Genomic DNA, 23,197 nt, shown 5'->3' with positions numbered 1-23,197 from the left:
TTGTGCCATAATTTATAATCTTTATACGACTACACTTACCTCTTATGATAGAATAGAATTGATGAAAATAATCATCAATATTTTCAAAAAGTAAAGAAAAACCCGTTTAAAAATGAGTACATTTACAAAAAATGATTTTTTTCATCAAAGATGCTCTTATTCATCAATTCTCGTAAAAGGTGGTATCAGCAATGTATAATCCCCCAATTATTCCAGAAACAAGGAATAATTCTTCGAATACTTTTTTATTTTTAAACAAAAATTGTCAAATTAGATATGTTGCAACGTGTTTAGAATGTACATGGAAGGACATCTTCAACAAGGGTTTCCATGTTTTTGAAGACGTGACTTGGAGAGATCATTTTATTTCTGCTCCTAATCAAATTAAAGAAGTTCAGACTTTATATACCTTGGACGGAAAGTTTATCCTATATTTATTTAATAATATAATAGAGCCTTTTGACGAAATCTATTACGTCATTTCATTATTTGATACATCTGATATAAAGAAACTAAGTTCTTCCTCCAACAACGAAACCTTGTTAGAAAGCGACTTAATTATGACCTCCGATTCTATGAAAAGAATTCAAAAAATTATTTATACGATTTCAAACGTAGATTCAACGGTCTTTCTTTTAGGAGAATCTGGTGTTGGAAAAAGTGCTATTGCGAACAGGATTCATCAAGCAAGCAATCGTTCCAACTACCGGCTTATTTCTATTAATTGTGGAGCTATTCCTGAAAGTTTAATTGAGGCAGAACTATTTGGTTATGAAGATGGAACATTTACTGGAGGAATTAAAGGGGGGAAGATAGGTTTATTTGAAGCGGCTGACAAAGGAACAATCTTCTTAGATGAAATCGCTGAACTTCCATTAAACCTCCAATCAAAACTGCTTAGTGTACTCCAGGAAGGTACTATTCGAAGGATAGGCAGCACTAAATCAAAGAAAATCGATGTAAGGGTCATCGCAGCAACGAATAATGATATCAAACAATTAATAAGGAAAAAGTTGTTTCGTGAGGATCTATATTATCGATTAAATGTCGTTCCATTAACAATTCCACCTTTACGAGAGAGAAAAGAAGAAATCCAACATCTCATTGACTTTTTTTTAGCAAAATACAATAAAAAATATGGACTAGAGAAAAGATTAAGCATTAGTGTCAAACGTGAATTAATGGAATACCAATGGCCAGGAAACATTCGTGAACTCGAAAATATGATTGAAAGAATAGTAGTCACCAACATAGATGATGAAATAGATCATGTTCTTCATCCACACGGAAAACTAACTAGAAAAGAACATTTTAATCCGATTGATTTCATGCCGTTGAAAAAAGCAAAAAAGCAGCTTGAAAAAGAACTCATTTTAAAAGCCGTAAATTTATATGGGAATACCTATAAAGCAGCTGAGGCGTTAGGCATAGATCAATCCACCATCTCAAAGAAGATGAAATTATATAGAAAAGGAGAAATATAGAAAGTGAAGTTAACAATTGCATTAGCTCAGATACGAAGTAGTCTATTCGATAAAGAAACTAATTTGCAACGAATTCTAGAGTCCATGACCATTGCTCATAATAAAAAAGCTCAATATATTTTATTTCCAGAGTTATTTTTAACAGGGTTTGCTATAGAAGATCGGATTGAAGAAATGGCTGAATCTTTAGATGGGGAGATCATTACAAAAATAAGAAGAAATGCTAGGGCCTTAAATATGGGTGTCATTGTAGGATTTCCGGAAAAGGATGGAAACCATATATATAACTCATCTGTTTTTATTGATAATAATGGGAATATTTTAGGCGTTTATCGAAAAATTCATTTATTTGATCATGAGAAAAAATACTTCAAAGCTGGCGATCAAGTCCCTATCTTTCATACACCTGTAGGAAAGATGGGAGTGATGATCACCTACGATATGGAATTCCCTGAAATCTCTCGAATTCTATCGGTAAAAGGGGCTCATATAATTCTCGTATTATGTTCAAACATGATTCCCTATCAACAGTATCAAGATACTTACCTTAGAGCACGGGCTATGGAAAATCATATTTTCATTGCAGCTGCAAATAGAGTAGGACTTGAAAATGATTATGTTTACTTTGGAGAAAGCAAGCTAACAGATCCCACAGGAAAAACATTATCTAAAGCATTAAATAATGAAGAAATCTCTGTCACCGCCATCGATTTATCTGAAACACATCAGGCCAAAGGAGTATTGGACTACATCAGTAACCGGCGACCAGATATATATAGTAAAGAAGGTTTAGTCTAACCTATATTTGCACAACAAAATTCTAGCTAATAACTGAAAATATGAATGATACAGATGATACGAATGATCAAATCGGAGACGAAAACGGACCCGATGCGATGAAAATGAAACCCTAAATAATGATGATGAAAAAGATAGAGATCAAGATCCTGAAGGTCCAATAGAGGATTAAGAGGATAAGAGTGATGAAGATACTAGAGATAATGGTTTAAGTGGTTGGCTCCTTTACATGGAACCAACCACTTTTAAAAAATGGCAAGAAGTAAATCCTTATAGTACCCAGTAGTCAATCATGCTGAAGTGTCTCGTGAGCTGATATTTGACAGAAATGACAACACTCGAACCATGTAAAATTAACCATTTTCTATTTTCATAGGCAATCTAATTGTATTTCAATGCAAATGGTACTAAACTTGTTCTATTCTATTTGTTTATATTTTGAAATGAGGTCCTAACATCATGAACGAAGAACAAAGAAAAGAACAAGTTACCGGAGTAGCCGCAGGGGCAGGTGCGTATATGCTTTGGGGGTTTTTACCTCTTTACTGGAAGCTCGTTGACCATGTTCCACCTGGCGAGGTTTTAGCACACCGCATTATCTGGTCATTCGCATTTATGGTCTTAATCCTATTTTTGATGAAAAGAATGAAGAAATTTGTACGGGAACTGAAAGAAATTACATCAAATCGGAAAAAGCTTATTGGAATTATTTTCGCATCATTATTTATCAGCCTAAACTGGTTTGCCTATATTTGGGCCGTCAATAATGATCATGTAGTTGAAGCAAGTCTAGGATACTATATTAATCCCCTAGTAAGTGTGTTGCTCGGGATTATTGTTTTAAAAGAACGATTATCTTTCTGGCAACTTATTTCGTTTTTGCTTGCCATGGTCGGTGTGTTGAACTTGACCCTCCACTTTGGTTCGTTCCCTTGGGTAGCGTTCTCACTTGCTCTTAGCTTTGGATTTTATGGATTATTAAAAAAGCTCGTCAAATTAGGGGCGTTAACTGGAATAGCGATTGAAACGATGTTGATAACACCTGTAGCACTCATCTACGTCAGCATAATAGGAACGAACGGAACAAGTGCATTCCAATTTAGCGATATGAATACGTTACTACTTCTGTTTGGGGCTGGAGTTGTTACAGCGATTCCTTTGTTGCTCTTTGCGACAGGAGCGAATCGAATTTCATTATCGATGATCGGTTTCCTTCAATATATTGCACCTACAATTATGCTGTTTCTGGGGATTTTCTTGTACGATGAGCCATTCTCACAAGTCCATCTCGTTTCATTTACCTTTATCTGGACAGCACTCGCAATCTTCTCTCTTGCTAATACAAGGTTACTTGCAAGGTTTGAACCCAGATTATCGAAAACAAAATTAAACAGTTAATGTACAAAGAGGGTGACTCAACTGCAAAGAACCGCTTTGCACATCAGAGTCACCCTTTTCCTAATTGTACTGCAATTAAAATGGTTTTGTGAAACACTCAACCTTGACTCACTTGGATTTTTCGAGGATTAAAAACTATTACACTACCAATAATAATCAATCCAAAGGATACTACACACCAAAAACAAATAGCATTAATAATGAAAAGTTCTAAATAAGTTAGATATACAGAAAAAAGCAAGCCCACTACTAAAGTCATTTTAGGAATTATACTAAACGTTTTTTTATCTAATAAAAAGGTTGAACTAAATAAAAAGGTATAAAAGATTAATCCGAGTATAGACATTGGTACATTTCCAATCTCAGAATATCTACTACCATTCACTTTTGAGCAGTCGCCAACAGGACAAAAGTAATTACTAGAAAGGTGGGATAGATATAGATATGCACAAATCAGTAATCCAAGAATTGAAATGACTTGTAAAACAACTACTTGGATCCTTTTTTTCATTTTTTTACCTCTCCTTCTTTAAGAAGACTTTGTAACTTTTCCTTATTGTAACCGTTTAGTCGTTGTGTAATTACGCCCTTCTGATCGACCAAATAAAATACAGGGAATGTCTTAAAATTCATTTTCTTCTGGATATCCTCACTGGCTGAGATAATTGGAAATACGAAACCATGTTCTTCTTTTACACGAGCATATTCTTTTTGATTCCCTTGACCAATCATGACAAATTTTGTACTAGGGTGTTCACTCTCTAGCTTTTCTATTGTTTGATAAGACTTTTTACACACGTCACAGTCAACCTTACCGATCATGACGACAAACTTTTCACCTTTATATTGATTCAAAGAAACTTCCCCGCCACTCACTTCTTCCCCACTTACAAGTGGAATCGAATTCCCTTCTTCAATACCACCCATATCAAAAAACATTGCAATTGCTGCTTGGGGATTGTTATATGACCAAATACCAAAACCAAGTATAAGTACGACAATACCTATCCCTACGCCAATAAAGTATTTTTTCATGTGATAACCTCCATTTTCTTTTCCTCAAATTGCTTCAGATGTAATCCTGGATAGATACGACCAGATTGCAGTAACTCTGAATGTGTTCCAGACTCCACGATTTCTCCATCGTCCACCACGAGGATCTTATCAGCATTTTTAACTGTACTTAACCTATGAGCGATCACAATCCTTGTACATTCTAAATCTTGTAAATGATTATGGATACGTTCTTCAGTAACCGTATCTAATGCACTACTAGCTTCATCTAGCAGCAAAATGACTGGTCGATGTGCTAGGGATCTAGCTAATGCCACCCTTTGTCGCTGTCCACCAGAAAAATTACTTCCCTCTTCAGAAAGGATTGTCCGATACTGCATTGGTAGTTGTAAAATATCATCATGGATTTCAGCAAGCTTTGCTGCCCGAATTACCTCTTCCTCGTTGATGTTGGAATTATGAAAGGCAATATTTTGGAATATAGATGCATTAAACAAATGAATTTGTTGCGTAACGACACCTATTTGTTGGCGAAACTTCGATTTATCCAAGTTACTAATGTCTTGACCATCAAATAAAACTTGACCTTTAGTTGGTTGATAAAGTCCTATTAGAAGGGAGGCTAATGTACTTTTTCCCGACCCAGTTGCACCGACAATCGCAACAAATTGACCAGGTTCAATCTCAGTTGATACGTTCTTAATTACTGAAGAACCATAACGGTTATAACGAAAACTAATATTTTTAAGCTCAATCCTTCCCCTTAGAAGAGGGGGTTCAATAACTGTTTGATCTTCCTGTTCAAGATCAGCTTCAAGAATGTCCAGGATGCGTCTAAAATACGTCCCCATCAAAACCATTTGGCTTGAGGTTGTCACTAACGAAGTAAGCGGGGTAAAAAAACTAATGGCTAAGGTGTAAAATCCTAACATAGCCCCTAGTGTCATGTTTTCAGACATCACTTCTTTTGTACCCATTAAAAGGACCATTAGCGGTGCCGCAACACGTAATGCCTGCATTGTGCTCTCGATATAAGATGAAAAGAAACCTCGTTTTCGTGAAGCTTTTATTTGTTCCAAAAACAAATTCGACCAATGCTTATAAGCACTAGTTTCTACTCCCTCTGATTTAACGACCAAAATACCACGCAATACCTCAGCCAAATAGCTCGAAGCTTTTGTTTGTCGTAGTATTTCTTCTTGTGATAACCGGCTCATGTAGATATTACTTATAGCCATTAAAACCACTTGAATAATTGCTATTCCAACAACATAAAGGGTTAAGTAAACAGAATTATAGAGCATATAAGCTAGAAAGCTCAAAACCAATCCACCATCTAACAACATGGTGACTGTTCTTGTCGAAAGAATTTCTCGAATAATCATGTTACTGTTAGCACGAAGGATTAAATCTCCACTTGTGCGCAATTGAAAAAAATGAAAAGGTAACTTCAGCAAACGATTAAAGAACTTTGTCATTAGGTTCCAATCTAAACGATTTTGTAGTTTAACAAGTGTTCTAGTTCGTAGAAGGGAGAAGACGAATTGGATCACAACCAACAAGATAATTGGTATCGATAAGAGTTTAAGATAGCTGTGGTTTTCTGCAACTATAACTTTATCAACAATAAACTGTACAAGCATCGGGGTTGCCACCGCCAATAGTTGTACAAATAAGGAAAAGATAATAATTGAAACAACAAGACGCGGTTCTTCCCACAAAAACTTGAGGTATTCTTTCCACACTTTCTTAACCTTTCGACGCTGTAAGCTTTCAGTTGGCTTCATAGATAAACATACCAAGGGTGTGTTATTATCCATTTCCTCCAATAAAATGACCCGACGTCCTGCTGCTGGGTCTAATATGAACATTTTATTGTTACGGACTCTCTCTAACACCACAAAGTGATCCCCCTGCCAGTGTAAAATCGCAGGGAGTTGGATTTCATCCAGATGTTTGGGATGGACACGTTGTGCTGAAGTCTGCAATTCTAATGATTCTGCAATTTTTTTTATAATAAGAAGGTTTATCCCCTCACGTCCCCCTCCCCAATCATTTCGTAGTTCCCATAATGTGTATTCACTCTTAAAATAAGAGAGGATCATGGCTAGACAACATAACCCACATTCAGATTGTTCCATCTGTTCAATAAATGGAACACGGTAACGACTTGTTCGTCTCATACTAATTCCTCCGCTGGAGCACCTAAAACAACTACCGGGGGTACTTTAGATGGATCAACAAGTCGTAATAGTCCATATCCAACTCCTGCCAAACCTAGCATTAATCCAGGAGTTTCTTCATTTTGAGGGATGCCACAGAACCAACCATTTGCGTTTGCCTCCTGCAAAATTGAAGTACCGATTTGTTGCGCACGATCCATTAATCGAGGATCATCCATATTTTCAGATGCCAGTATAAGAACTTCTAAATTTCCAAAATCACCATGGCATTGGCAGTGGCTGCCTCCGAAACCTTCCCTCAGTGTAATATCTACTGCAATGTTTATCTCATTTAACATTTTTCCATCTTCCCAGTGTTTCTTTGTCATTAATCGTCCTAATGCAATCCCAGCTGCACCATGACACCATTGAACTGGAGTAGTGATACCGAGACGCTTACGTTCTTCCCGATAACGAAGATCCGCCCAATTCCCTTCTTCGGCTATAAATCTACTACGTTCATAGGTAATCGCATGTTGACTATATTCGAGGAATCGATTATCCTCAGTGACGGTATATAGCTCAGCTAATGCCCACGCAATACCTGCTGTACCATGTGATAAGCCTACTAGGGCAGTCACATTATCCATAGATGAAACCCAGCCGTATCCGCTTTCTTTTGCTCTTGCATTTTGAATAAGGTGCTCACCACATTTAACGGCAATAGAAAGAGCCCTCTCAGATTTAGTAATTTTATATAGCCTTAAAGAAACCAATAGAGTTCCAGAAACACCACCTATTAAATCGTACATAATATCCTTATGGATCCATCGTTCACATTTATATAGTGCCTCCAATGCTTCATCCAAATAGTCTCTGTCTTTCCACAGCACTCCTAAATGACTGAAAACATAAGCCACTGAGGCATAACCATGAAAAGCAGAGAGCGACCCCAGCCCATCGTATCTTTCTAGAAAATCATATGCGGATCGTACCGCAGATTGTGAAACCCGTTTGTACGAATCTTTCCCAGATAGTTCAGCCAAATAAGCATAAAATAGTGCTACTCCTAGTACACCATCGTATAAAGTAGCATCTAGAGGTGTGAATAACCAACGATTATTGAGAGATGCCCCCACACCAATCCAACTTACATCATCTTTTCCATCGCCCCAAAATGCAGACTCCAGTAATTTGTCTCCGATCGTTATTGCCTCTTGTAAAAATTCATCTTGTGTAGAGAACTTCTCAGGGGCATTCATTGAAACCTCGCTCCTATATTCTTTAAAATCCCAACGTTTTAACATTGTGGCCATCGAAGTACGGATATACTTTATTTGTTTCTGACAATCTGTACGATTAAAATTCTGAATTCGCGACAAGGTATGTTGAAGAGCTGAGCTACTATAAAAATCTTCTATTTCTTTTCCACGACTGTCCCAAACTGACAAAGAGTTCACTTGAGTATGAAAGTATGGAACATCCCCCTTCAATAAATCACGAGTCTCTGAAGGAATAATATGTCCTAACTTTTGATTGAGTTCAACAACTCTCCATAGGTAATCAAATAACTGGACGCGATCTAAACCATTTTTTAAATTATCTGGATGCAATGATGCTTCAAGCATTGTCGTATATGATTGTGTATGTCGAAGAATTGAACGAACTTTATCATTCTGAAAGGCTATTATAGGTCCATCTTCTTTTAACAGAGCTTCTTTATTTTTCACTATAAACATATAAGCTCGTTCGAATCCTACTAAAATATGATCAACATAGTCTTCTGGAGGAACCTCCTCCCCCTTATACATCGGACGATTATTTGCTCCTTTATGAAAACCTGCTACTTTTGTCATACGCATTTTATCTGTTTTCTTATTCGCGAATTTATATATAGATCTTGGGAGTTTTTGTCCGGCATGGCCGCCTATTCCACTTACTTCAATAGAACGGAAAGAACCCGTTTTAAAAAGAGAAGCAGGTAGAATAGCCGTTCGCAATACCGATTGTGTCAGTTCCTCTGATGTTTTCTGTAGAGCGGTAAGGTTTGTATCGTCTATTGGATGAAAATTTTGAAATAATGATTCTAGATCAATAAACTGCGGATGCTCACCTGAAGCAACCATGTTTTCCATATGTATATCCGTGGCGTGTAGCATATGGAAAATTGCAATGTATGATCCTAAACGTTGGTAGAAGTCCTGAACTTGATTTATGCTTTCACATTCCTTATGATCAGTAAATTGCTGCCAACCATAATCGATACGGTCAATTACTTGTACAGGATGTAAAGTTGGTGTGATTCCCTTGTTCAACCACTCAATTAAACGATTAAAATGATAATCAATCGACAATGATCTTGGCTTATAAACAAGACGATCGCCTGTTGAGAATCTCATGATAAGTACACTGCGACCATCACGATGTAGATCGCCACTTCCCGTTTGAATGTCTATTAATTCAACATAGTGTTCACCAAACGTACTCTGAATCTCAGTTAAATCATTGATTAAGTGCTCAACTGATTCACAAACTGTATTCTTCCACCTTTCTGTTGTCTCAACCATCAAACGAGCTAATACTGGATATTTAGAAAGTAATCTATAAATATCTTTATAATTCGTAATATGATTATCTATAAAGTCTTCATACCTTAATTCTGGTGTCTCACCATTTAGAAGTCCTTCAATCCGTGCAAGGTTTAACTCATATATTAAGACTCTCATTGATAAAGTTAATAGCCCTTCACAAGTCGCCTTCATTACACTTTCCTGTATAACGGATTCTTCCATGCGAAATGAAGTATGTTTGGCATTCCACTTCTGATAAGTTTCGCTTACCGATAATTTGGCATATTTAAGAAAAGGCTGTACAAAGGCAAGAAACTCAAGATTATGTAATTCCTCATTTTCAAAATGAACATCCTTCATATATAAATGCTGGCCATTAAATATCTCCTCGAGCTTTTCACCCCATCTTATTTCACCATTCACACTCGGATTATCTTTCTCCATTAAAATACATTTGAATTCTTCTTGATTCAATCCGTCTCCCAATAAACGAAATTCTGCTTGCGAGATCGGTAAACCAGTACGCTTATACCAGATCATCTCTTGATCTATATCATGATCATATGAAGGATTCGATCCTACACCCCGTTCATGCAGATATAATCCACGTTTCCAAGTTCCCGGATTTATGATTGTCGATGAAATATCAGTCATTCTATCTCTCCTTTATTAGAAAAGCGTACCTTATAAAGAAAACTTGGCTAGCACCAAGCAAATAAGTTTAGTAGAAACAATTAAGACAAGGATGATTAATTATCCTCCTTGCCTTAATTGGTCATGCATTTTGTTTTTCAAAATTAGCAGCAGACAAAAACACTATTAGGGCAGTCATCAGTGACTGTGCAAGACCATCCACAACCGTCAGCACCTGAAGCCTCTTGCAATTCCTCGTCAGTAATGGATACTACTACATTTTTCAAATCTTCCATTTTAATTCCTCCCTAAGTTTCATATTTTTTAGCAACCATGGCTCCTAACAATTTTTACTATAGACTACCCTTTTTCATTTTACAACCACATTTATACATATAATCTATAAATTTACTTTAATGTAAGGTTATGTAATGGTTATGTAATTTACTTTACCCTTTAAATATGTATCCCCTTCGGTATACCTTTTATTTTAACTTGAAGAAGGAAAGTCAATAATTGATTAAACTTACACTTGTCTTACATTCATGTAATTTGTAAGTTAAAATTACTTAATAATAGAATTTATCCCTCCCTTTCCCAGTTAGAAATAAGTCGATACCCCTTTCCGCGTTCCGTGATAAGTGCGTCGTGAATATGAAGTTTTGAAAGCTTTTTCCTCACCCTTGTCATATAGACATTTAAAGTATTATCATCTACAAAAACTTCGTCATCCCATATACTTTCAAGAAGTTGCTCACGACTTACCACGCATTCTGCTTTACGTATCAATTTATCTAAAATCTTCGCTTCTGTATGATTCAACTCAATCTTTCTCGCACCAAGATATAACAATAGCCTGTCAACATCTAGAGTTAATCCATTAAATAGTTGTTTACTTTTGTAATGGTTACTTGCGTAGCTACCATAAGTTCGTCTTAGTTGGCTTTTGATCTTTGCTAATATGATTTCATAATCAAAGGGCTTTGTTATAAAATCATCAGCACCTTTTTCCATAGCCATCACCTGCTCCATCCTCCCATTACGCGCAGAGATGAACAAAATAGGACACGTTGAAATGTCTCGGATATGCCCACACCAATAGTACCCATCAAATTTTGGCAAGTTAATGTCCATTAGTACTAAATGGGGTGAAAATCGCTTAAAATCTTCAAGTACCGCTCCAAAATCCTTTATTGAAAATGTTTCAAAGTCATACTTCTGAATGTAGTTTTCCAATAAGATAGCAAGTTTTGGGTCATCTTCTACAATCAAAATTCTAAACATATTTATCCCACCTTAGATGTCTTAATCGTTTTACACATAACTCGAACATTTTAAATACTTACAAATCTGTAAGTGAAATGAAAGGTTATTCAATGGAACTAATAATTTCCAACTCTTATACTAAATTTATAGATTATTTATTCAAAGGGGCATTAGGCTTATATATGTATTAAATGGGACTATTCTCCTTTTTCCTCTTTGAAACAATATAAGGTGGGGTAATGTATGATCACTAGTTCGAACGAAGTATTAATTTCTACAAATGGCCTAACAAAACAGTTTGGAGAACAGACTTCTGTTGATAACGTGGACTTGCAAATTAATCGCGGACAAATTTTTGGATTTTTGGGTCCAAATGGCGCTGGAAAGACAACAACTATTCGAATGTTACTAGGTCTTATGAAACCAACTAAAGGAGAGGTGAAACTATTTGACAAATCTTTTAATAACAACCGCTTAGACATTTTAAGAAAAGTAGGAGCATTGGTTGAAGCACCTTCCTACTATCGTAATTTAACAGGCTACGAGAATTTAAAGATATCCAGTGAAATTTTAGGCGTTACAAAACAGAGAATTGATGAAGTTCTTGAGATCGTGCGCCTAACAGAAGTGTCCGATAAGAAAGTAAAGCAATACTCGTTAGGGATGAAACAAAGGTTAGGCATTGCTTTAGCATTACTTGGTTCCCCCGAGTTATTAATACTGGATGAGCCAACAAACGGCCTTGATCCAAGTGGTATTCATGAAATTCGTCAATTAATTAAACGTATGCCAAGAGATTTCGGTATTACTGTATTAATATCAAGCCATAATTTAGCTGAAATCGAGATGGTTGCCTCACACGTAGGTATTATACAATCGGGTAAATTGAAGTTTCATGGGACATTGGAGGAACTGAAAGGTGATAATAAACCCCTAGTGGAGATTAAAGTGAACCAACCTGCGAAGGCAAAAGAGATCCTTATGCAACAACAAGTCCATGCACAAATCAAGGGAGACATGTTGTTTGTCGAAAACTTTGATGGTCCTGTTTATTCCATTAATACAAAGTTAGTCAGTAACGGTTTTGAAGTCTCTCATTTGGTTGAAAAGGTTCAAACACTAGAGGAAATCTTTCTCGATCTAACTGGAAGAGAGGGGGCTTTATAATTGTTTCGTCACGTATTAACAGCAGAATGGATGAAGCTTAAAAACAATTGGGTTGTTTTTCCCGTACTCATGGCTCCCTTACTGATCCTACTTTTGCAATATGCTAATTTTCGTATACGCTACTCCAGTGTTGTAAAGGAAGGAGATATTCCGTGGACGGTCTTTATTGAACAACATTCCGTCATTTGGGCCGTTCTCATCCTTCCAGTTCTCTCTGCATTACTGTCAAGTATGTTAATTATGACAGAGAACTCAGATAATAACTGGAAATACCTATTAGTTCTCCCTATTAAACGGGGAGAAGTCTATTTCGCAAAAATGGCATTAGTCGTTCTTTTTTTAATCATCAGTTCCATAATCCTTGGCGGTGGTATGGTAATCAGTTCAATTATTTTAAACCTTCCAGGCGAGATTCCTATTACACAGTTACTCCAAACGTTGAGTGCCGCTCTCATAGGGGCATTCGCAGTTCTAATGATCCAGTTTTGGCTCAGTATTCGCTTTAATAACCCTGGAATTCCTCTTGCCGTTGCGATCTGCGGAACAGTGTCTGCTATCTTTTTGCTACAGTCTGCCTTTACTCGTTGGCTTCCCTGGGTCTATCCGTATTTAGTACTACCGATTCGATTAAATGAAAACATCAATATCTCATGGTACATGTTTCAATCATTATTGGTAGGACTTCTATGTTTGTTGGCTGGTTTTCGAGAATTCGCACGTCGGGATATATAGATAAAGGAGAAATGAGGTTGATATAACCATGGATTTTATTAATGTATTGAAAATGGAGTTTCTAAAGTTAAAACGTTCGTATGTATGGTTACTCATGTGTGTGGCACCCTTACTTATGGTAGTCTTTGGTGCATATAACTTTGTCCGTTATCAGGATGTGTTTTTACAAGGCGATGCTGTCCCATGGCAAAAGCTACTAGGGCAGATTGTCACCTTCTATGGCTTGTTACTTTTGCCATTGTCAATCGCCGTAATGGCTGTATGGCTAGCACGAATCGAACATTCTGAAAACAACTGGAAGCATTTATTTACCTTGCCACTAAACCTTAAAGCCATTTACTTGGCCAAAACAATCATTCATATTTTATTGGTTGGCATTTCAATGTTGATCTTATATCTAGGAACGATAATCGCTGCAAACATCGTTAACGTAGGAGACATTCCTTTAAAAGCAATGGCTATTAATTCTCTTATATGCTGGGCGACATGCTTGCCAATTCTAGCCCTACAAATGCTATTAAGTATACGATTTTCGAATATTGGCATACCAGTTGGGATTAGTTTAGCTGCTTCAATAACAAGCGTTGTCATTACAAATAGTGCATACGGCAAATACTATTTTTGGTCCCTGCCTTCTCTTACATTAATGCCCAATTCAGAAGGGATGCGTAATCTAACCATTCCTTATTCGTTAAGTGTTTCCATAATCGCTTTCATGTGTTTATGGATCATTGGATATACTTTATTCCGCCGTCAGGAAGTTTAATTATTCCCTGTCAATTAGAGAGTATGTTACCGTGATTACTTCTCGTGTAGGCTAATATTATTGATTAAGTAAAGGGTGCCTTACCTGTAAAGAACCTTGTACAGATGAGGCACCCCGTCTAGTTCCCGATTCGAACTCGTTCAGCACCCATCATAGCTACAAACGGCCAGTGGGGACGTTTTCTCGCAACTAGATGCTGAAGTTGCCATCTATCTACCTATAGGCCTCCATAAACGACATTACCACTGACCATGACTGCTTTTCGATCAGGCTTCCGAGCTACCAATTCTGCAGAAGAAGCCGCATCTACAAATACAAAATCAGCTGGGTCTTCTGTTTTTGGCCATTGCTTTTCCCCATCATCGTTCAATGGAGTAATTCCTCTTGTAGCCCACTTCAATGCTTTACGCAATTGAAGTTCATCTTTAAAACCTGCAATTTCACTAAACTTAGTCACTTTTTCCAACACATCACCTGTTCCATGTGGACTCCATGAATCAAAAAATCCATCACAGCCAAAATGTATGTCAACGCCAAGCTGGTCTAGTAATTGTACTGGAGGGAGCGATTTGGTTAAAGGTATCGTGGACATAATCGCCACTTTTTGTTCAGCTAAACGATTGGCAAGCTGACGAGCACGTGCTTCCGAGACCTCGCCAATACAAAACGCATGGCTGATCGCGCTCCGTCCTTGCCAACCCGCATCTCCGTTTATATCCAGCCACTTATCAATCGTATACCATCCCATATGACCCCCATCATGGAGATGAATATCCACATCAGCATCGAATTCTGTTGCAATGTCCATTGTCATATATAGAGACTTTTCAATCGACTGATCGATACCTGCGGGATCTAGTCCACCGACCATCGTTGCTCCAGATCGCATGGCTTCCTTCATTAACTGAGGAACCTCATCTCTTAGCAAACCGTGTTGTGGAAAAGCAATTACATCTGCAGTTATAACCCCCTCATAATCCTCTAATGCTGCAAGAACCCCTTCAAGGTTTCTCAACCCTATGTAAGGATCGATGTTCACATGGGTACGGATATGAGTACTTCCATGAGATAAAAGAGTTTCAATCATCTTTTTCGCACGTTGTTCTGTTGTGGGAGCAAGCATTGCAAGCTCCTCGGCCTCATAGTGTAGACGTTCTTTTAAACTCCGAACCGGTTTACACGCCTTCCACCCTAAACTCATATACGTTTTATCTAGGTGATTATGCATTTCTTTGAACGTAGGAATCGCTAATAGCCCTTTGGCATCCAGCTTCTTACTATCAGTGTCAGGTATAGAAGAATGCTCATCGATCTGATCGACAATCTTCCCATCATCAACTTTCAAATGAAAAATACCTGTTTTTGTATAACCGTATCCCTCTTCATCAGTAAAGCTACCTGTTTCCAATTTTACATTTTGAATCCATGTTGCTACCATTGATAAAAAACCCCCTATTTATGCTCGAACCGCATCTAGATTCGTTTCAATCTTTTTCCCTTTGTGAATAGTGTGCGTAACCGACTTTCTGCGGGCCACGGCTTCCGCCGAGCAACTGGCATCGACAAGCAACATATCAGACTTATCGCCAACCTTTGGCCATACTTGTTCTCCAGACTCATTTAATGGGGTAATACCTCCACTAGCAAACTTCCATACTTGATTTAACGATTGTTCCTCGATAAGTCGAAAGCGCTCTGCCAAAATACTCAGCTTTTCGATTGTATTCCCCGTTCCAAAAGGACTCCAATGATCGGTTAAACTATCATGCCCCACAGAGACAGGAATACCAGCCTGATCTAATGTAAGAACAGGAATCGTTGGACGATTAATTGGAATTGTTGAGGCAACATCAATTCGCGCAGACTTGAGGTTCTCAATCGTTTCGTTTAAATCTTCACCTGATAAATCACCTAGCGCAATTGCATGACTAATCGTTACCCTACCTTCAAGACCTGCTTGCTCCGTTAAACCAGCTAGCTTATTAAATGTAAACGCGCCGAGAGAATCGGGATCATGTAAATGTATGTCTATCCCAGCCCCTGCTTCAACAGCAATATCGACCATCGTTTCTAACGATTTATCAATATTCCGGTCAACTGTTGCGGGATCAACACCTCCAACTAGGGTTGCTCCTGAACGCATTGCTTCACGCATTAATCCCTCTACCTGACTACGGAGCAATCCATGTTGAGGAAAGGCAACAATTTCATAGGTCAATTGATTTTTATAGCGTTCAAGGACGTTAACAGTGACCTCTAAATTTTTCAAACCAATCGTAGGATCGATATTACAGTGGGTTCTAATGTGGGTATGGCCCTGAGCCAATAAATGCTGTACCATTCGATCCGCTCTTTCCTCCGCTACAGCTAACTGTTTCGGTAATAGCTTCTGTTCCTCTTCTATTCTAGTAAAAATACCATTAGTGATTGGTTTACATGCTTTCCAGGGACCGCTGAAGTAAGTTTTATCAATGTGGATATGCATTTCGCGGAATGCTGGCATTAATAGCTGGCCATCCGCTTCAAGAATAGTGACCCCATCCTGTAATTCAATGGAATCGCTTATAGCCGCAATAATACCTTCTTTAATAAGGATGTCTTTTGATTCGGTATTCGTTTTAATTACTACTCCGTCTTGTTTCTCAAAACTTGTTTCTAATCGGGCATTCTTAATTAGTAAGCTTTGCACGAAAACATTCCTCCTTTAATAAGAAGGGAAGACCAACTCCCCTCCATTGTTTCTTCCTATTTTACCGTAGCATTGTTGATCATAAGATAACTGGCAGGACTTAACCAGAATCCATCTACATTGTTATTGTACACGGCTAAATGTTCATAATTCCGAATCGGAATGTAAACCGCTTCTTCCATTTCGATTTGCATCGCTTTCTCATACAATTCTTTACGCTTGTCTGGGCTTGTTTCACGACGGGCAGCCTCAATTATTTGGTCGACTTTTTTATTTGTGTAATAGAAATGATTCCCTGGTGATCCATGGGAATCGGAATGGAACAAGTTGTACTGGTTATAATCACCATCACCTGTTGCATTTCCCCATCCACCGATGAACATATCGTGATCCCCACTATCTACAGCCGAGATATAGGCACCGTACTCAAGCACTTGGATTTCAATATCTACCCCAATGCCTTTAAGCTGTGACTTAATAACCTCCGCCATACTAACTCTTTCTTTACGATCGCTTGTGATCAGTGTTAGACTAACGCCGTCCTCAAATCCTGCTTCTTTCATTAAATCCTTCGCCTTATTGATGTTATACTCGTAGGGCTCAATATTTTCACTATATCCGAAAACCTTAGGACTCATCGCTGAGTTAGCTAGTGTGCCAACATTATTATATATACCTTTTATAATTGCCTCTCGTTCAATCGCATGGCTAATGGCTTTACGTAGCTCAACATTATCTAATGGAGTCTTCTGAGTATTAAAACCGATGTATTCAACTGCTAACCCATCAGTCCGGTACATGTTCAATGTATCTGACTTATTAATCCGCTCAATTTCAGAAACTGGCACCTGGTCGGTAATGTGTGCTTCTCCAGTTTCAATCATGGCAAGTCGTGTAGCCGCTTCAGGAATTACTTCGAAAACAACCTTATCTATTTTCGGTTTTTTCCCCCAGTAATCTTCGTTTTTAACAAGCGTAATATCCTGTCCTGAATTCCAAGATTCGAACACAAACGGACCGGTTCCCACAGGGTTGCCGGCCAACGATTCTGGATCCTCGGTAATCACCTTTGGACTGAGGATGCTTCCTTCGTTGCTCGCCAAAATTGATAGAAGGGGAGCGTATGGTTCATCAAGAAGTAACTGAACCGTCGTATCATCAATTACTTTCACTTCTTCGATCATACTTAACTTATCTCGCTGTGGTGATTCTGTAGCTGGATCAAGTAAACGGTCGAATGTGGCCTTTACAGCCTCCGCGTTAAATGGAGTTCCATCATGGAAAGTAATTCCTTCATTTAGTTTAAATTGCCAAGTCGTTTCGTCTATCTGTTTCCACTCTTTCGCTAATTTCGGAACGATTTCCATATCTTTATTAAAGGCAACCAGTGTCTCATACACCTTCTGATAAATAATATTGGCAGAAGGAATATTGGTAATAAAATGTGGATCAAGATTTGTTGCATCCGCTTGGATGGCAATTTTCAATGTGCCTCCTGCATTCCCAGTATCTTGTGAACCTTCATTCGCCTCTTTTTCACCACCACCTGTCGAGCAAGCTTGAAGAATCATAACGGTAATTATGATGGTTACAAGAGTTAGATATGATTTCCCGCTTACTAAACGTTTTACTATTGTCATAAATCAATCATCCCTTTCTTTTGTATTTGTGTTTGCTATGGTAACTCTTACAAGCATTATAAGAGATAATGGTTTCTTTTTTTTGTAAGATTTTTACCTACTTTTAAAATATTTTGACAATTTAGAATAATAGCATTTACTTTACTATAAAAACTCTTCTATTCTTAGTTACACAGCATAGCCAAAATTGATACGAGGAGGACTCAATATGGAAGCACAATTGAAGACGCAGCAAGAAGCAATATCCTTCGATAAGCTTCGGAAGCAACAACGAATTGAAAGAATAGAAGCATTTATTAACAGAATGGTTCGGAATAAGGCCGCGTTAGTTGGGGGATTAATTGTTCTATTTTATATAGTGATCGCACTATTTGCCCCATTCCTTGCACCTTACGATCCGTTTGCTATTGATTTAGCAAATAAACTTCAAGCGCCATCTTTAGAACATTGGATGGGTACCGACGACAAAGGCAGAGATATTTTAAGTCGTATCTTATATGGATCGCGTTTGTCGATGGGGGTAGGTGTTGTCGCAGTATTATTCGGGGCTATCTTTGGTGTCATTATGGGTATGGCCGCGGGTTATTATGGTGGATGGATTGACTCGGTCATCAGCCGAGTTCTTGATATTATGCTCGCGTTTCCCGGTATTTTATTAGCTCTTGCTATTATTAGTGCCCTAGGCCCGAGCCTCTTCAATGTAACAGTAGCTGTAGGGGTGTTTTCCGTACCATTATTTGCTCGAATCGCACGTGGTTCAACGATGGAAGTGCGGAAACTAGAATATGTCGACGCCATCCGCTCCCTTGGTGCTAATGATGGGACAATCATTTTTTTGCATATTTTACCTAATATTTTGTCTCCATTAATTGTCCAAGGGACGTTACGCTTGGCAACGGCAATTCTTTCCGCTGCAGGGTTATCCTTTCTCGGACTTGGCGCACAGCCCCCTTCACCAGAATGGGGTGCAATGCTTTCAAATGGGCGAGATTTTATTTTCAGCGCACCATATATGGCTATTTTCCCTGGGTTGACAATCGCGCTGCTTGTCATGGGGTGTAACCTGTTTGGTGATGGTCTACGTGATGCACTAGATCCAAGAATGAAATCATAATGAGGAGGAATATTTTATGCTTGCTTTTATAACCAAACGATTGGCTCAAACGATTCCAGTCATTTTCGGAATTACCTTAGTTGTCTTTTTAATAATGCAAATGGTCCCAGGTGATTCAGCTCAAGTTCTTGCGGGTGAAGGGGCTTCAAAAGAAACGATTGAAAACCTTCGACATAATCTTGGTTTAGATCGACCGCTCTATGTACAGTACTTCGATTCTATAGCAGGACTTTTTCAAGGGGATCTTGGTATTTCTGCTAAAAGTCACCAGCCTGTTATTAATGAAATCACAACACGACTTCCCATTTCAGTTGAGCTCGCTTTTTATAGTACTTTAATTACAATCATTCTTGGAATGACTGCTGGTATTATTTCAGCAGTTCGTCCCTACTCGGTTTCAGATATGAGCGTTATGGTTGTCGCGCTTTTAGGAATTTCCTTTCCTAGTTTTTGGCTTGGCTTGATTTTAATGTACATCTTTTCTGTCGAGTTACAATGGTTTCCAGTTTCCGGATGGGATAGTGTTAAACACATGATTCTACCAGCGTTTACGCTTGGTGCAAGTGGGGCGGCAATTGTTGCCCGAATGACTCGCTCGAGTATGCTCGAAGTTGTAAGACAAGACTACATTCGAACAGCAAGGGCCAAAGGGATTAGAGGGTACCTCGTCATATACAAGCACGCATTACGAAATGCATTAATTCCTGTAATTACGGTTGTTGGACTCCAATTTGGTGCCCTACTTGGTGGTACCGTTTTGATTGAATCGGTCTTTGCCATCAATGGATTAGGACGGCTAATTGTTGAATCCATTCGAATGCGTGATATTCCAATGGTTCAAGGTGGAATACTTGTCGCATCTCTGGTATTCGTGATTGTTAACTTGTTCGTTGATATTTTGTACCGCTTCTTTAACCGTCGAATTGACTTAAATTAATAGGAGGGATTACACATGGCACAAGAGAAAGTTCTTGAAATAAATCAACTGAAGACTTATTTCCATACGAAGAGGGGTATTGGAAAAGTTGTCGATGGCATTGATTTAACTCTTCATAAAGGAGAAACGCTCGGAATCGTCGGAGAATCCGGTTGCGGGAAAAGCATGACATCTTTATCGGTTCTACAACTTGTCCCGGATCCTGGAAAAATTGTAGAAGGATCGGTTCGATTAAATAATGAGGAATTGGTTGGCAAGTCTGAAAAGCAAATGCGGAATATTCGTGGCAACCAAATTTCAATGATTTTTCAAGAGCCGATGACATCGCTAAATCCTGTCATTTCAGTTGGGGAACAAATTGCTGAGACCATTCGTGAACACCAGGGATTAAATCGAAAGCAAGCCTTTCAAAAGAGTATTGAGATGCTCAAACTCGTTGGGATACCTTCACCAGAAAAGCGCGCAAAACAGGAGCCGTTTCAACTAAGTGGCGGAATGCGTCAACGTGTGATGATCGCGATGGCTCTCGCCTGCAACCCTGAGGTATTGATCGCCGATGAGCCAACAACAGCACTTGACGTAACGATTCAATCGCAAATTTTAAAATTAATGAAAAACTTGCAGAAGAAGCTCAAAATGGGCATTATCTTCATTACTCACGACCTTGGTGTTGTAGCTGAAACGTGTGACAGGGTAGCTGTCATGTATGCTGGGGAAATTGTAGAATATTCCACGACCGAAGAGTTATTTCGTCATCCAAAGCACCCTTACACGAAAGGGCTCCTCCAATCATTACCGAAGCTTTATGAAGATCAAGAGGAACTACAGGCTATGGAGGGGAGCATCCCTAGCCCTTTCAAAGAACACCAAGGATGTAAATTTACCGACCGTTGTCCAATCGCCGAGGATTCTTGTCACCAAATCCATCCAGATCTTAAAATGAGCTCCGACCACTCGTATCAGGTTCGTTGCCTATTTTATCAGGAGGAAAAGGAATTAACGAAAGGAATGAGCTCTGTATGAAGGCCGCAACGAAACCCTTACTCGAAGTAAAACATCTAAAACAATACTTTTCTATGAAAAAAGAATCACCTTTTCAGAAGAAACAGTATGTCAAAGCCGTTGATGACATTTCTTTTGGAGTTGAGGAAGGGACAACGTTAAGTATTGTCGGAGAATCTGGTTGTGGCAAGTCTACAACCGGCCGTGCCATCCTTAGACTGGATGACCCAACAGAAGGAGAAATTCATTTTCAAGGACGTGATTTAGCTAAGTTGTCACGCCGAGAATTAAAAGATGTACGTGGGGATATCCAAGTCATTTTCCAGGACCCTTTTGCCTCCCTTAATCCAAGGAGAACCATCCGCCAAATGCTAAATGAATCGATGAAAATCCAAGACGTCCTTCCAAAATCGGACCGCGAGGGCCGGATGCTCGAACTAATGACACTTGTTGGCCTACCTCCAGATTCATTGGAGCGTTTACCACACGAGTTTAGCGGGGGGCAACGTCAGCGTATCGGGATTGCTAGAGCCTTGTCTGTTAATCCGAAAATGATTATTTGTGATGAAGCAGTATCCGCGCTTGATGTATCAATCCAAGCGCAAGTATTGAACTTGCTTAAGAAGCTTCAGAAACAATTCAACATGACCTATGTATTTATTTCACACGATTTAAGTGTTGTACGTCACATCTCAGATCGCATTATGGTTATGTATCTTGGTAAGATTGTAGAGATCGCCGATAAGCATTCGTTATTTAATAAACCTTCTCACCCATATACCAAGGCGTTACTGTCGGCTATTCCGGTTCCTGATTTAGATGTAGCCCGGAAAGAGATTGAAATAACTGGAGACGTACCTTCTCCGATTAATCCTCCATCCGGATGCCGCTTTCACACGCGTTGCCCATTTGCGACAGATCATTGTAGGAACATAGAACCAGAATTAAGAGAACTTGATGACGGTCACTTGGTTGGATGTCATTACGCTGAGAAGTTATCAATCTAATATTATTGATGTATAATATAGTTAGCGATCACTTGAAGGACGGAGTCTAATAGTATGATTAACCAAGAGACCCTTTCTATATATATTATGATATGTGTATTAGCCCCCTTACTAGGGTCTTTTACACTTTTATTTTTATTTATATTTGAAAAGCGAATTGACTCTTTAAAAAATCAGGCCACTCAGCTAGCTCTCGAACAAGAATTACAGCGTAGTCGTTTCGAAGTCCTGAGCCAACAAATTCAACCTCATTTCTTTTTTAATACCTTGAATGTCATTGGCAGCCTAGCTCGACTCGATCGAAAACAAGATTTAATTAGTTCAATTGAAACCTTATCAAAGTTTTTCAAACACAAATACACTAGTGATCAATCCCTAACCACGATTAGACAAGAACTCCAATATACGAACTATTATTTAGATATACAGAAACTACGGTTTGGGGATCGATTACACATAAAACAGTTTGTCGAGCCTGAGCTGAATAACAAACTAATTCCTAGCTATGCGATCCAAACATTTGTTGAGAATTGCTTTAAGCACGGATTTGAAAAATATCAAGGACCTGCTGAACTGGTTATTAACATCCGTTCTTATGACAAGGAATTGATTCTTGAGGTTTGGAATAATAAGGGGGAATACGACAAGGCAGAAGCCATCCCTCAACAAAGACGAGAAGGAATAGGTTTGGAAAATATAAAAGAAAGGCTTTCTCTACTCTATCCTGAAGAAGAGGTCGACTTGTATCTTATTGAAAAGGCAACTGGTACATTAGTTAGAATGGAATGGCCAATCCAAGAACAGTCCACATAGGAGGG

Annotated in this window: 20 protein-coding genes; 11 read left to right on the top strand and 9 right to left on the bottom strand. The window is 38.5% G+C overall.

Annotated features, from left to right (window positions below; translation table 11 throughout):
* Positions 1-191: 191 nt before the first annotated feature.
* From NON16_RS14195 to rarD, 3 genes are all read left to right on the top strand, one after another.
* Positions 192-1,484, top strand: coding sequence for a sigma-54 interaction domain-containing protein (locus NON16_RS14195; RefSeq protein WP_257349968.1), 1,293 nt, complete (start codon positions 192-194; stop codon positions 1,482-1,484).
* 3 nt (positions 1,485-1,487) lie between these two features.
* Positions 1,488-2,282 carry a carbon-nitrogen hydrolase family protein gene (locus NON16_RS14190; RefSeq protein ID WP_257349966.1) on the top strand — a complete coding sequence of 265 codons (795 nt, stop codon included), beginning with the start codon at positions 1,488-1,490 and terminating at the stop codon, positions 2,280-2,282.
* 459 nt (positions 2,283-2,741) lie between these two features.
* On the top strand, positions 2,742-3,680 hold the full coding sequence (gene rarD, locus NON16_RS14185) for an EamA family transporter RarD (RefSeq protein WP_257349964.1): 939 nt from the start codon (positions 2,742-2,744) through the stop codon (positions 3,678-3,680).
* Between the two features lie 97 nt (positions 3,681-3,777).
* On the opposite strand, the gene NON16_RS14180 is transcribed toward rarD, so the two are convergent.
* The 6 genes from NON16_RS14180 to NON16_RS14155 all read right to left on the bottom strand — a co-directional run bounded on the left by NON16_RS14180 (position 3,778) and on the right by NON16_RS14155 (position 11,343).
* On the bottom strand, positions 3,778-4,191 hold the full coding sequence (locus NON16_RS14180) for a vitamin K epoxide reductase family protein (RefSeq protein ID WP_257349962.1): 414 nt from the start codon (positions 4,189-4,191) through the stop codon (positions 3,778-3,780).
* Positions 4,188-4,715 (bottom strand): TlpA family protein disulfide reductase, encoded by a 528-nt coding sequence (locus NON16_RS14175; RefSeq protein WP_257349961.1) that lies wholly within the window; start codon positions 4,713-4,715, stop codon positions 4,188-4,190. Before NON16_RS14175 ends, NON16_RS14180 begins: the two co-directional genes overlap by 4 nt.
* Positions 4,712-6,877, bottom strand: coding sequence for a peptidase domain-containing ABC transporter (locus NON16_RS14170; RefSeq protein ID WP_257349960.1), 2,166 nt, complete (start codon positions 6,875-6,877; stop codon positions 4,712-4,714). The genes NON16_RS14175 and NON16_RS14170 overlap by 4 nt, the downstream gene beginning before the upstream one ends.
* Positions 6,874-10,080: a type 2 lanthipeptide synthetase LanM family protein gene (locus NON16_RS14165; RefSeq protein WP_257349958.1), complete on the bottom strand. Its 3,207-nt coding sequence runs from the start codon at positions 10,078-10,080 to the stop codon at positions 6,874-6,876. Before NON16_RS14165 ends, NON16_RS14170 begins: the two co-directional genes overlap by 4 nt.
* A 143-nt stretch (positions 10,081-10,223) precedes the next feature.
* Positions 10,224-10,355 carry a type A2 lanthipeptide gene (locus NON16_RS14160; RefSeq protein ID WP_257349956.1) on the bottom strand — a complete coding sequence of 44 codons (132 nt, stop codon included), beginning with the start codon at positions 10,353-10,355 and terminating at the stop codon, positions 10,224-10,226.
* 286 nt (positions 10,356-10,641) lie between these two features.
* Positions 10,642-11,343 (bottom strand): response regulator transcription factor, encoded by a 702-nt coding sequence (locus tag NON16_RS14155; protein WP_257349953.1) that lies wholly within the window; start codon positions 11,341-11,343, stop codon positions 10,642-10,644.
* Between the two features lie 225 nt (positions 11,344-11,568).
* On the opposite strand from NON16_RS14155, the gene NON16_RS14150 reads away from it, so the two are divergent.
* Genes NON16_RS14150 through NON16_RS14140 form a run of 3 tightly spaced genes read left to right on the top strand, consistent with a single transcriptional unit; the run spans position 11,569 to position 13,990 of the window.
* The gene (locus NON16_RS14150) at positions 11,569-12,492 is read left to right on the top strand and encodes an ABC transporter ATP-binding protein (protein ID WP_257349951.1); all 924 of its coding nucleotides are present in this window, start codon (positions 11,569-11,571) and stop codon (positions 12,490-12,492) included.
* On the top strand, positions 12,493-13,224 hold the full coding sequence (locus tag NON16_RS14145; protein ID WP_257349948.1) for an ABC transporter permease: 732 nt from the start codon (positions 12,493-12,495) through the stop codon (positions 13,222-13,224).
* 28 nt (positions 13,225-13,252) lie between these two features.
* Positions 13,253-13,990: an ABC transporter permease gene (locus tag NON16_RS14140; protein WP_257349947.1), complete on the top strand. Its 738-nt coding sequence runs from the start codon at positions 13,253-13,255 to the stop codon at positions 13,988-13,990.
* Positions 13,991-14,207: 217 nt separating this feature from the next.
* On the opposite strand, the gene NON16_RS14135 is transcribed toward NON16_RS14140, so the two are convergent.
* From NON16_RS14135 to NON16_RS14125, 3 genes are read right to left on the bottom strand one after another with little or no spacing between them, the layout of a single operon-like run.
* Entirely contained in the window at positions 14,208-15,428 is a 1,221-nt protein-coding gene (locus NON16_RS14135) for an amidohydrolase (protein WP_257349946.1), read from the bottom strand.
* A gap of 18 nt (positions 15,429-15,446) precedes the next feature.
* A complete protein-coding gene (locus tag NON16_RS14130; protein WP_257349945.1) occupies positions 15,447-16,679 on the bottom strand; it encodes an amidohydrolase in 1,233 nt (410 codons plus the stop codon).
* Between the two features lie 56 nt (positions 16,680-16,735).
* Positions 16,736-18,319 (bottom strand): glutathione ABC transporter substrate-binding protein, encoded by a 1,584-nt coding sequence (locus tag NON16_RS14125; RefSeq protein WP_257349943.1) that lies wholly within the window; start codon positions 18,317-18,319, stop codon positions 16,736-16,738.
* Between the two features lie 208 nt (positions 18,320-18,527).
* On the opposite strand from NON16_RS14125, the gene NON16_RS14120 reads away from it, so the two are divergent.
* Genes NON16_RS14120 through NON16_RS14100 form a run of 5 tightly spaced genes read left to right on the top strand, consistent with a single transcriptional unit; the run spans position 18,528 to position 23,192 of the window.
* On the top strand, positions 18,528-19,433 hold the full coding sequence (locus NON16_RS14120) for an ABC transporter permease (RefSeq protein ID WP_257349941.1): 906 nt from the start codon (positions 18,528-18,530) through the stop codon (positions 19,431-19,433).
* A gap of 16 nt (positions 19,434-19,449) precedes the next feature.
* Positions 19,450-20,370 carry an ABC transporter permease gene (locus NON16_RS14115; RefSeq protein WP_257349940.1) on the top strand — a complete coding sequence of 307 codons (921 nt, stop codon included), beginning with the start codon at positions 19,450-19,452 and terminating at the stop codon, positions 20,368-20,370.
* A gap of 15 nt (positions 20,371-20,385) precedes the next feature.
* A complete protein-coding gene (locus tag NON16_RS14110; RefSeq protein ID WP_257349939.1) occupies positions 20,386-21,393 on the top strand; it encodes an ABC transporter ATP-binding protein in 1,008 nt (335 codons plus the stop codon).
* Positions 21,390-22,379 carry an ABC transporter ATP-binding protein gene (locus NON16_RS14105; RefSeq protein WP_257349937.1) on the top strand — a complete coding sequence of 330 codons (990 nt, stop codon included), beginning with the start codon at positions 21,390-21,392 and terminating at the stop codon, positions 22,377-22,379. The genes NON16_RS14110 and NON16_RS14105 overlap by 4 nt, the downstream gene beginning before the upstream one ends.
* Positions 22,380-22,433: 54 nt before the next feature.
* Positions 22,434-23,192, top strand: coding sequence for a sensor histidine kinase (locus NON16_RS14100; protein WP_257349935.1), 759 nt, complete (start codon positions 22,434-22,436; stop codon positions 23,190-23,192).
* The last annotated feature ends 5 nt before the right edge of the window (positions 23,193-23,197 follow it).

This window comes from Pseudalkalibacillus decolorationis (assembly GCF_024609785.1).
GTDB classification, from domain to species: Bacteria; Bacillota; Bacilli; order Bacillales; family Fictibacillaceae; genus Pseudalkalibacillus; species Pseudalkalibacillus decolorationis.
The sequence above is the reverse complement of the archived record's forward strand: the minus strand, read 5'-3'. Positions and strand labels throughout refer to the sequence as shown.

Excerpts from the sequence above, each read along its gene's own strand:
- NON16_RS14195 (WP_257349968.1), top strand. The coding sequence starts at position 192 with ATGTATAATCCCCCAATTATTCCAGAAACAAGGAATAATTCTTCGAAT.
- rarD (WP_257349964.1), top strand. The coding sequence starts at position 2,742 with ATGAACGAAGAACAAAGAAAAGAACAAGTTACCGGAGTAGCCGCAGGG.
- NON16_RS14180 (WP_257349962.1), bottom strand. The coding sequence starts at position 4,191 with ATGAAAAAAAGGATCCAAGTAGTTGTTTTACAAGTCATTTCAATTCTT.
- NON16_RS14175 (WP_257349961.1), bottom strand. The coding sequence starts at position 4,715 with ATGAAAAAATACTTTATTGGCGTAGGGATAGGTATTGTCGTACTTATA.
- NON16_RS14170 (WP_257349960.1), bottom strand. The coding sequence starts at position 6,877 with ATGAGACGAACAAGTCGTTACCGTGTTCCATTTATTGAACAGATGGAA.
- NON16_RS14165 (WP_257349958.1), bottom strand. The coding sequence starts at position 10,080 with ATGACTGATATTTCATCGACAATCATAAATCCGGGAACTTGGAAACGT.
- NON16_RS14160 (WP_257349956.1), bottom strand. The coding sequence starts at position 10,355 with ATGGAAGATTTGAAAAATGTAGTAGTATCCATTACTGACGAGGAATTG.
- NON16_RS14155 (WP_257349953.1), bottom strand. The coding sequence starts at position 11,343 with ATGTTTAGAATTTTGATTGTAGAAGATGACCCAAAACTTGCTATCTTA.
- NON16_RS14150 (WP_257349951.1), top strand. The coding sequence starts at position 11,569 with ATGATCACTAGTTCGAACGAAGTATTAATTTCTACAAATGGCCTAACA.
- NON16_RS14140 (WP_257349947.1), top strand. The coding sequence starts at position 13,253 with ATGGATTTTATTAATGTATTGAAAATGGAGTTTCTAAAGTTAAAACGT.
- NON16_RS14135 (WP_257349946.1), bottom strand. The coding sequence starts at position 15,428 with ATGGTAGCAACATGGATTCAAAATGTAAAATTGGAAACAGGTAGCTTT.
- NON16_RS14125 (WP_257349943.1), bottom strand. The coding sequence starts at position 18,319 with ATGACAATAGTAAAACGTTTAGTAAGCGGGAAATCATATCTAACTCTT.
- NON16_RS14120 (WP_257349941.1), top strand. The coding sequence starts at position 18,528 with ATGGAAGCACAATTGAAGACGCAGCAAGAAGCAATATCCTTCGATAAG.
- NON16_RS14115 (WP_257349940.1), top strand. The coding sequence starts at position 19,450 with ATGCTTGCTTTTATAACCAAACGATTGGCTCAAACGATTCCAGTCATT.
- NON16_RS14110 (WP_257349939.1), top strand. The coding sequence starts at position 20,386 with ATGGCACAAGAGAAAGTTCTTGAAATAAATCAACTGAAGACTTATTTC.
- NON16_RS14105 (WP_257349937.1), top strand. The coding sequence starts at position 21,390 with ATGAAGGCCGCAACGAAACCCTTACTCGAAGTAAAACATCTAAAACAA.
- NON16_RS14100 (WP_257349935.1), top strand. The coding sequence starts at position 22,434 with ATGATTAACCAAGAGACCCTTTCTATATATATTATGATATGTGTATTA.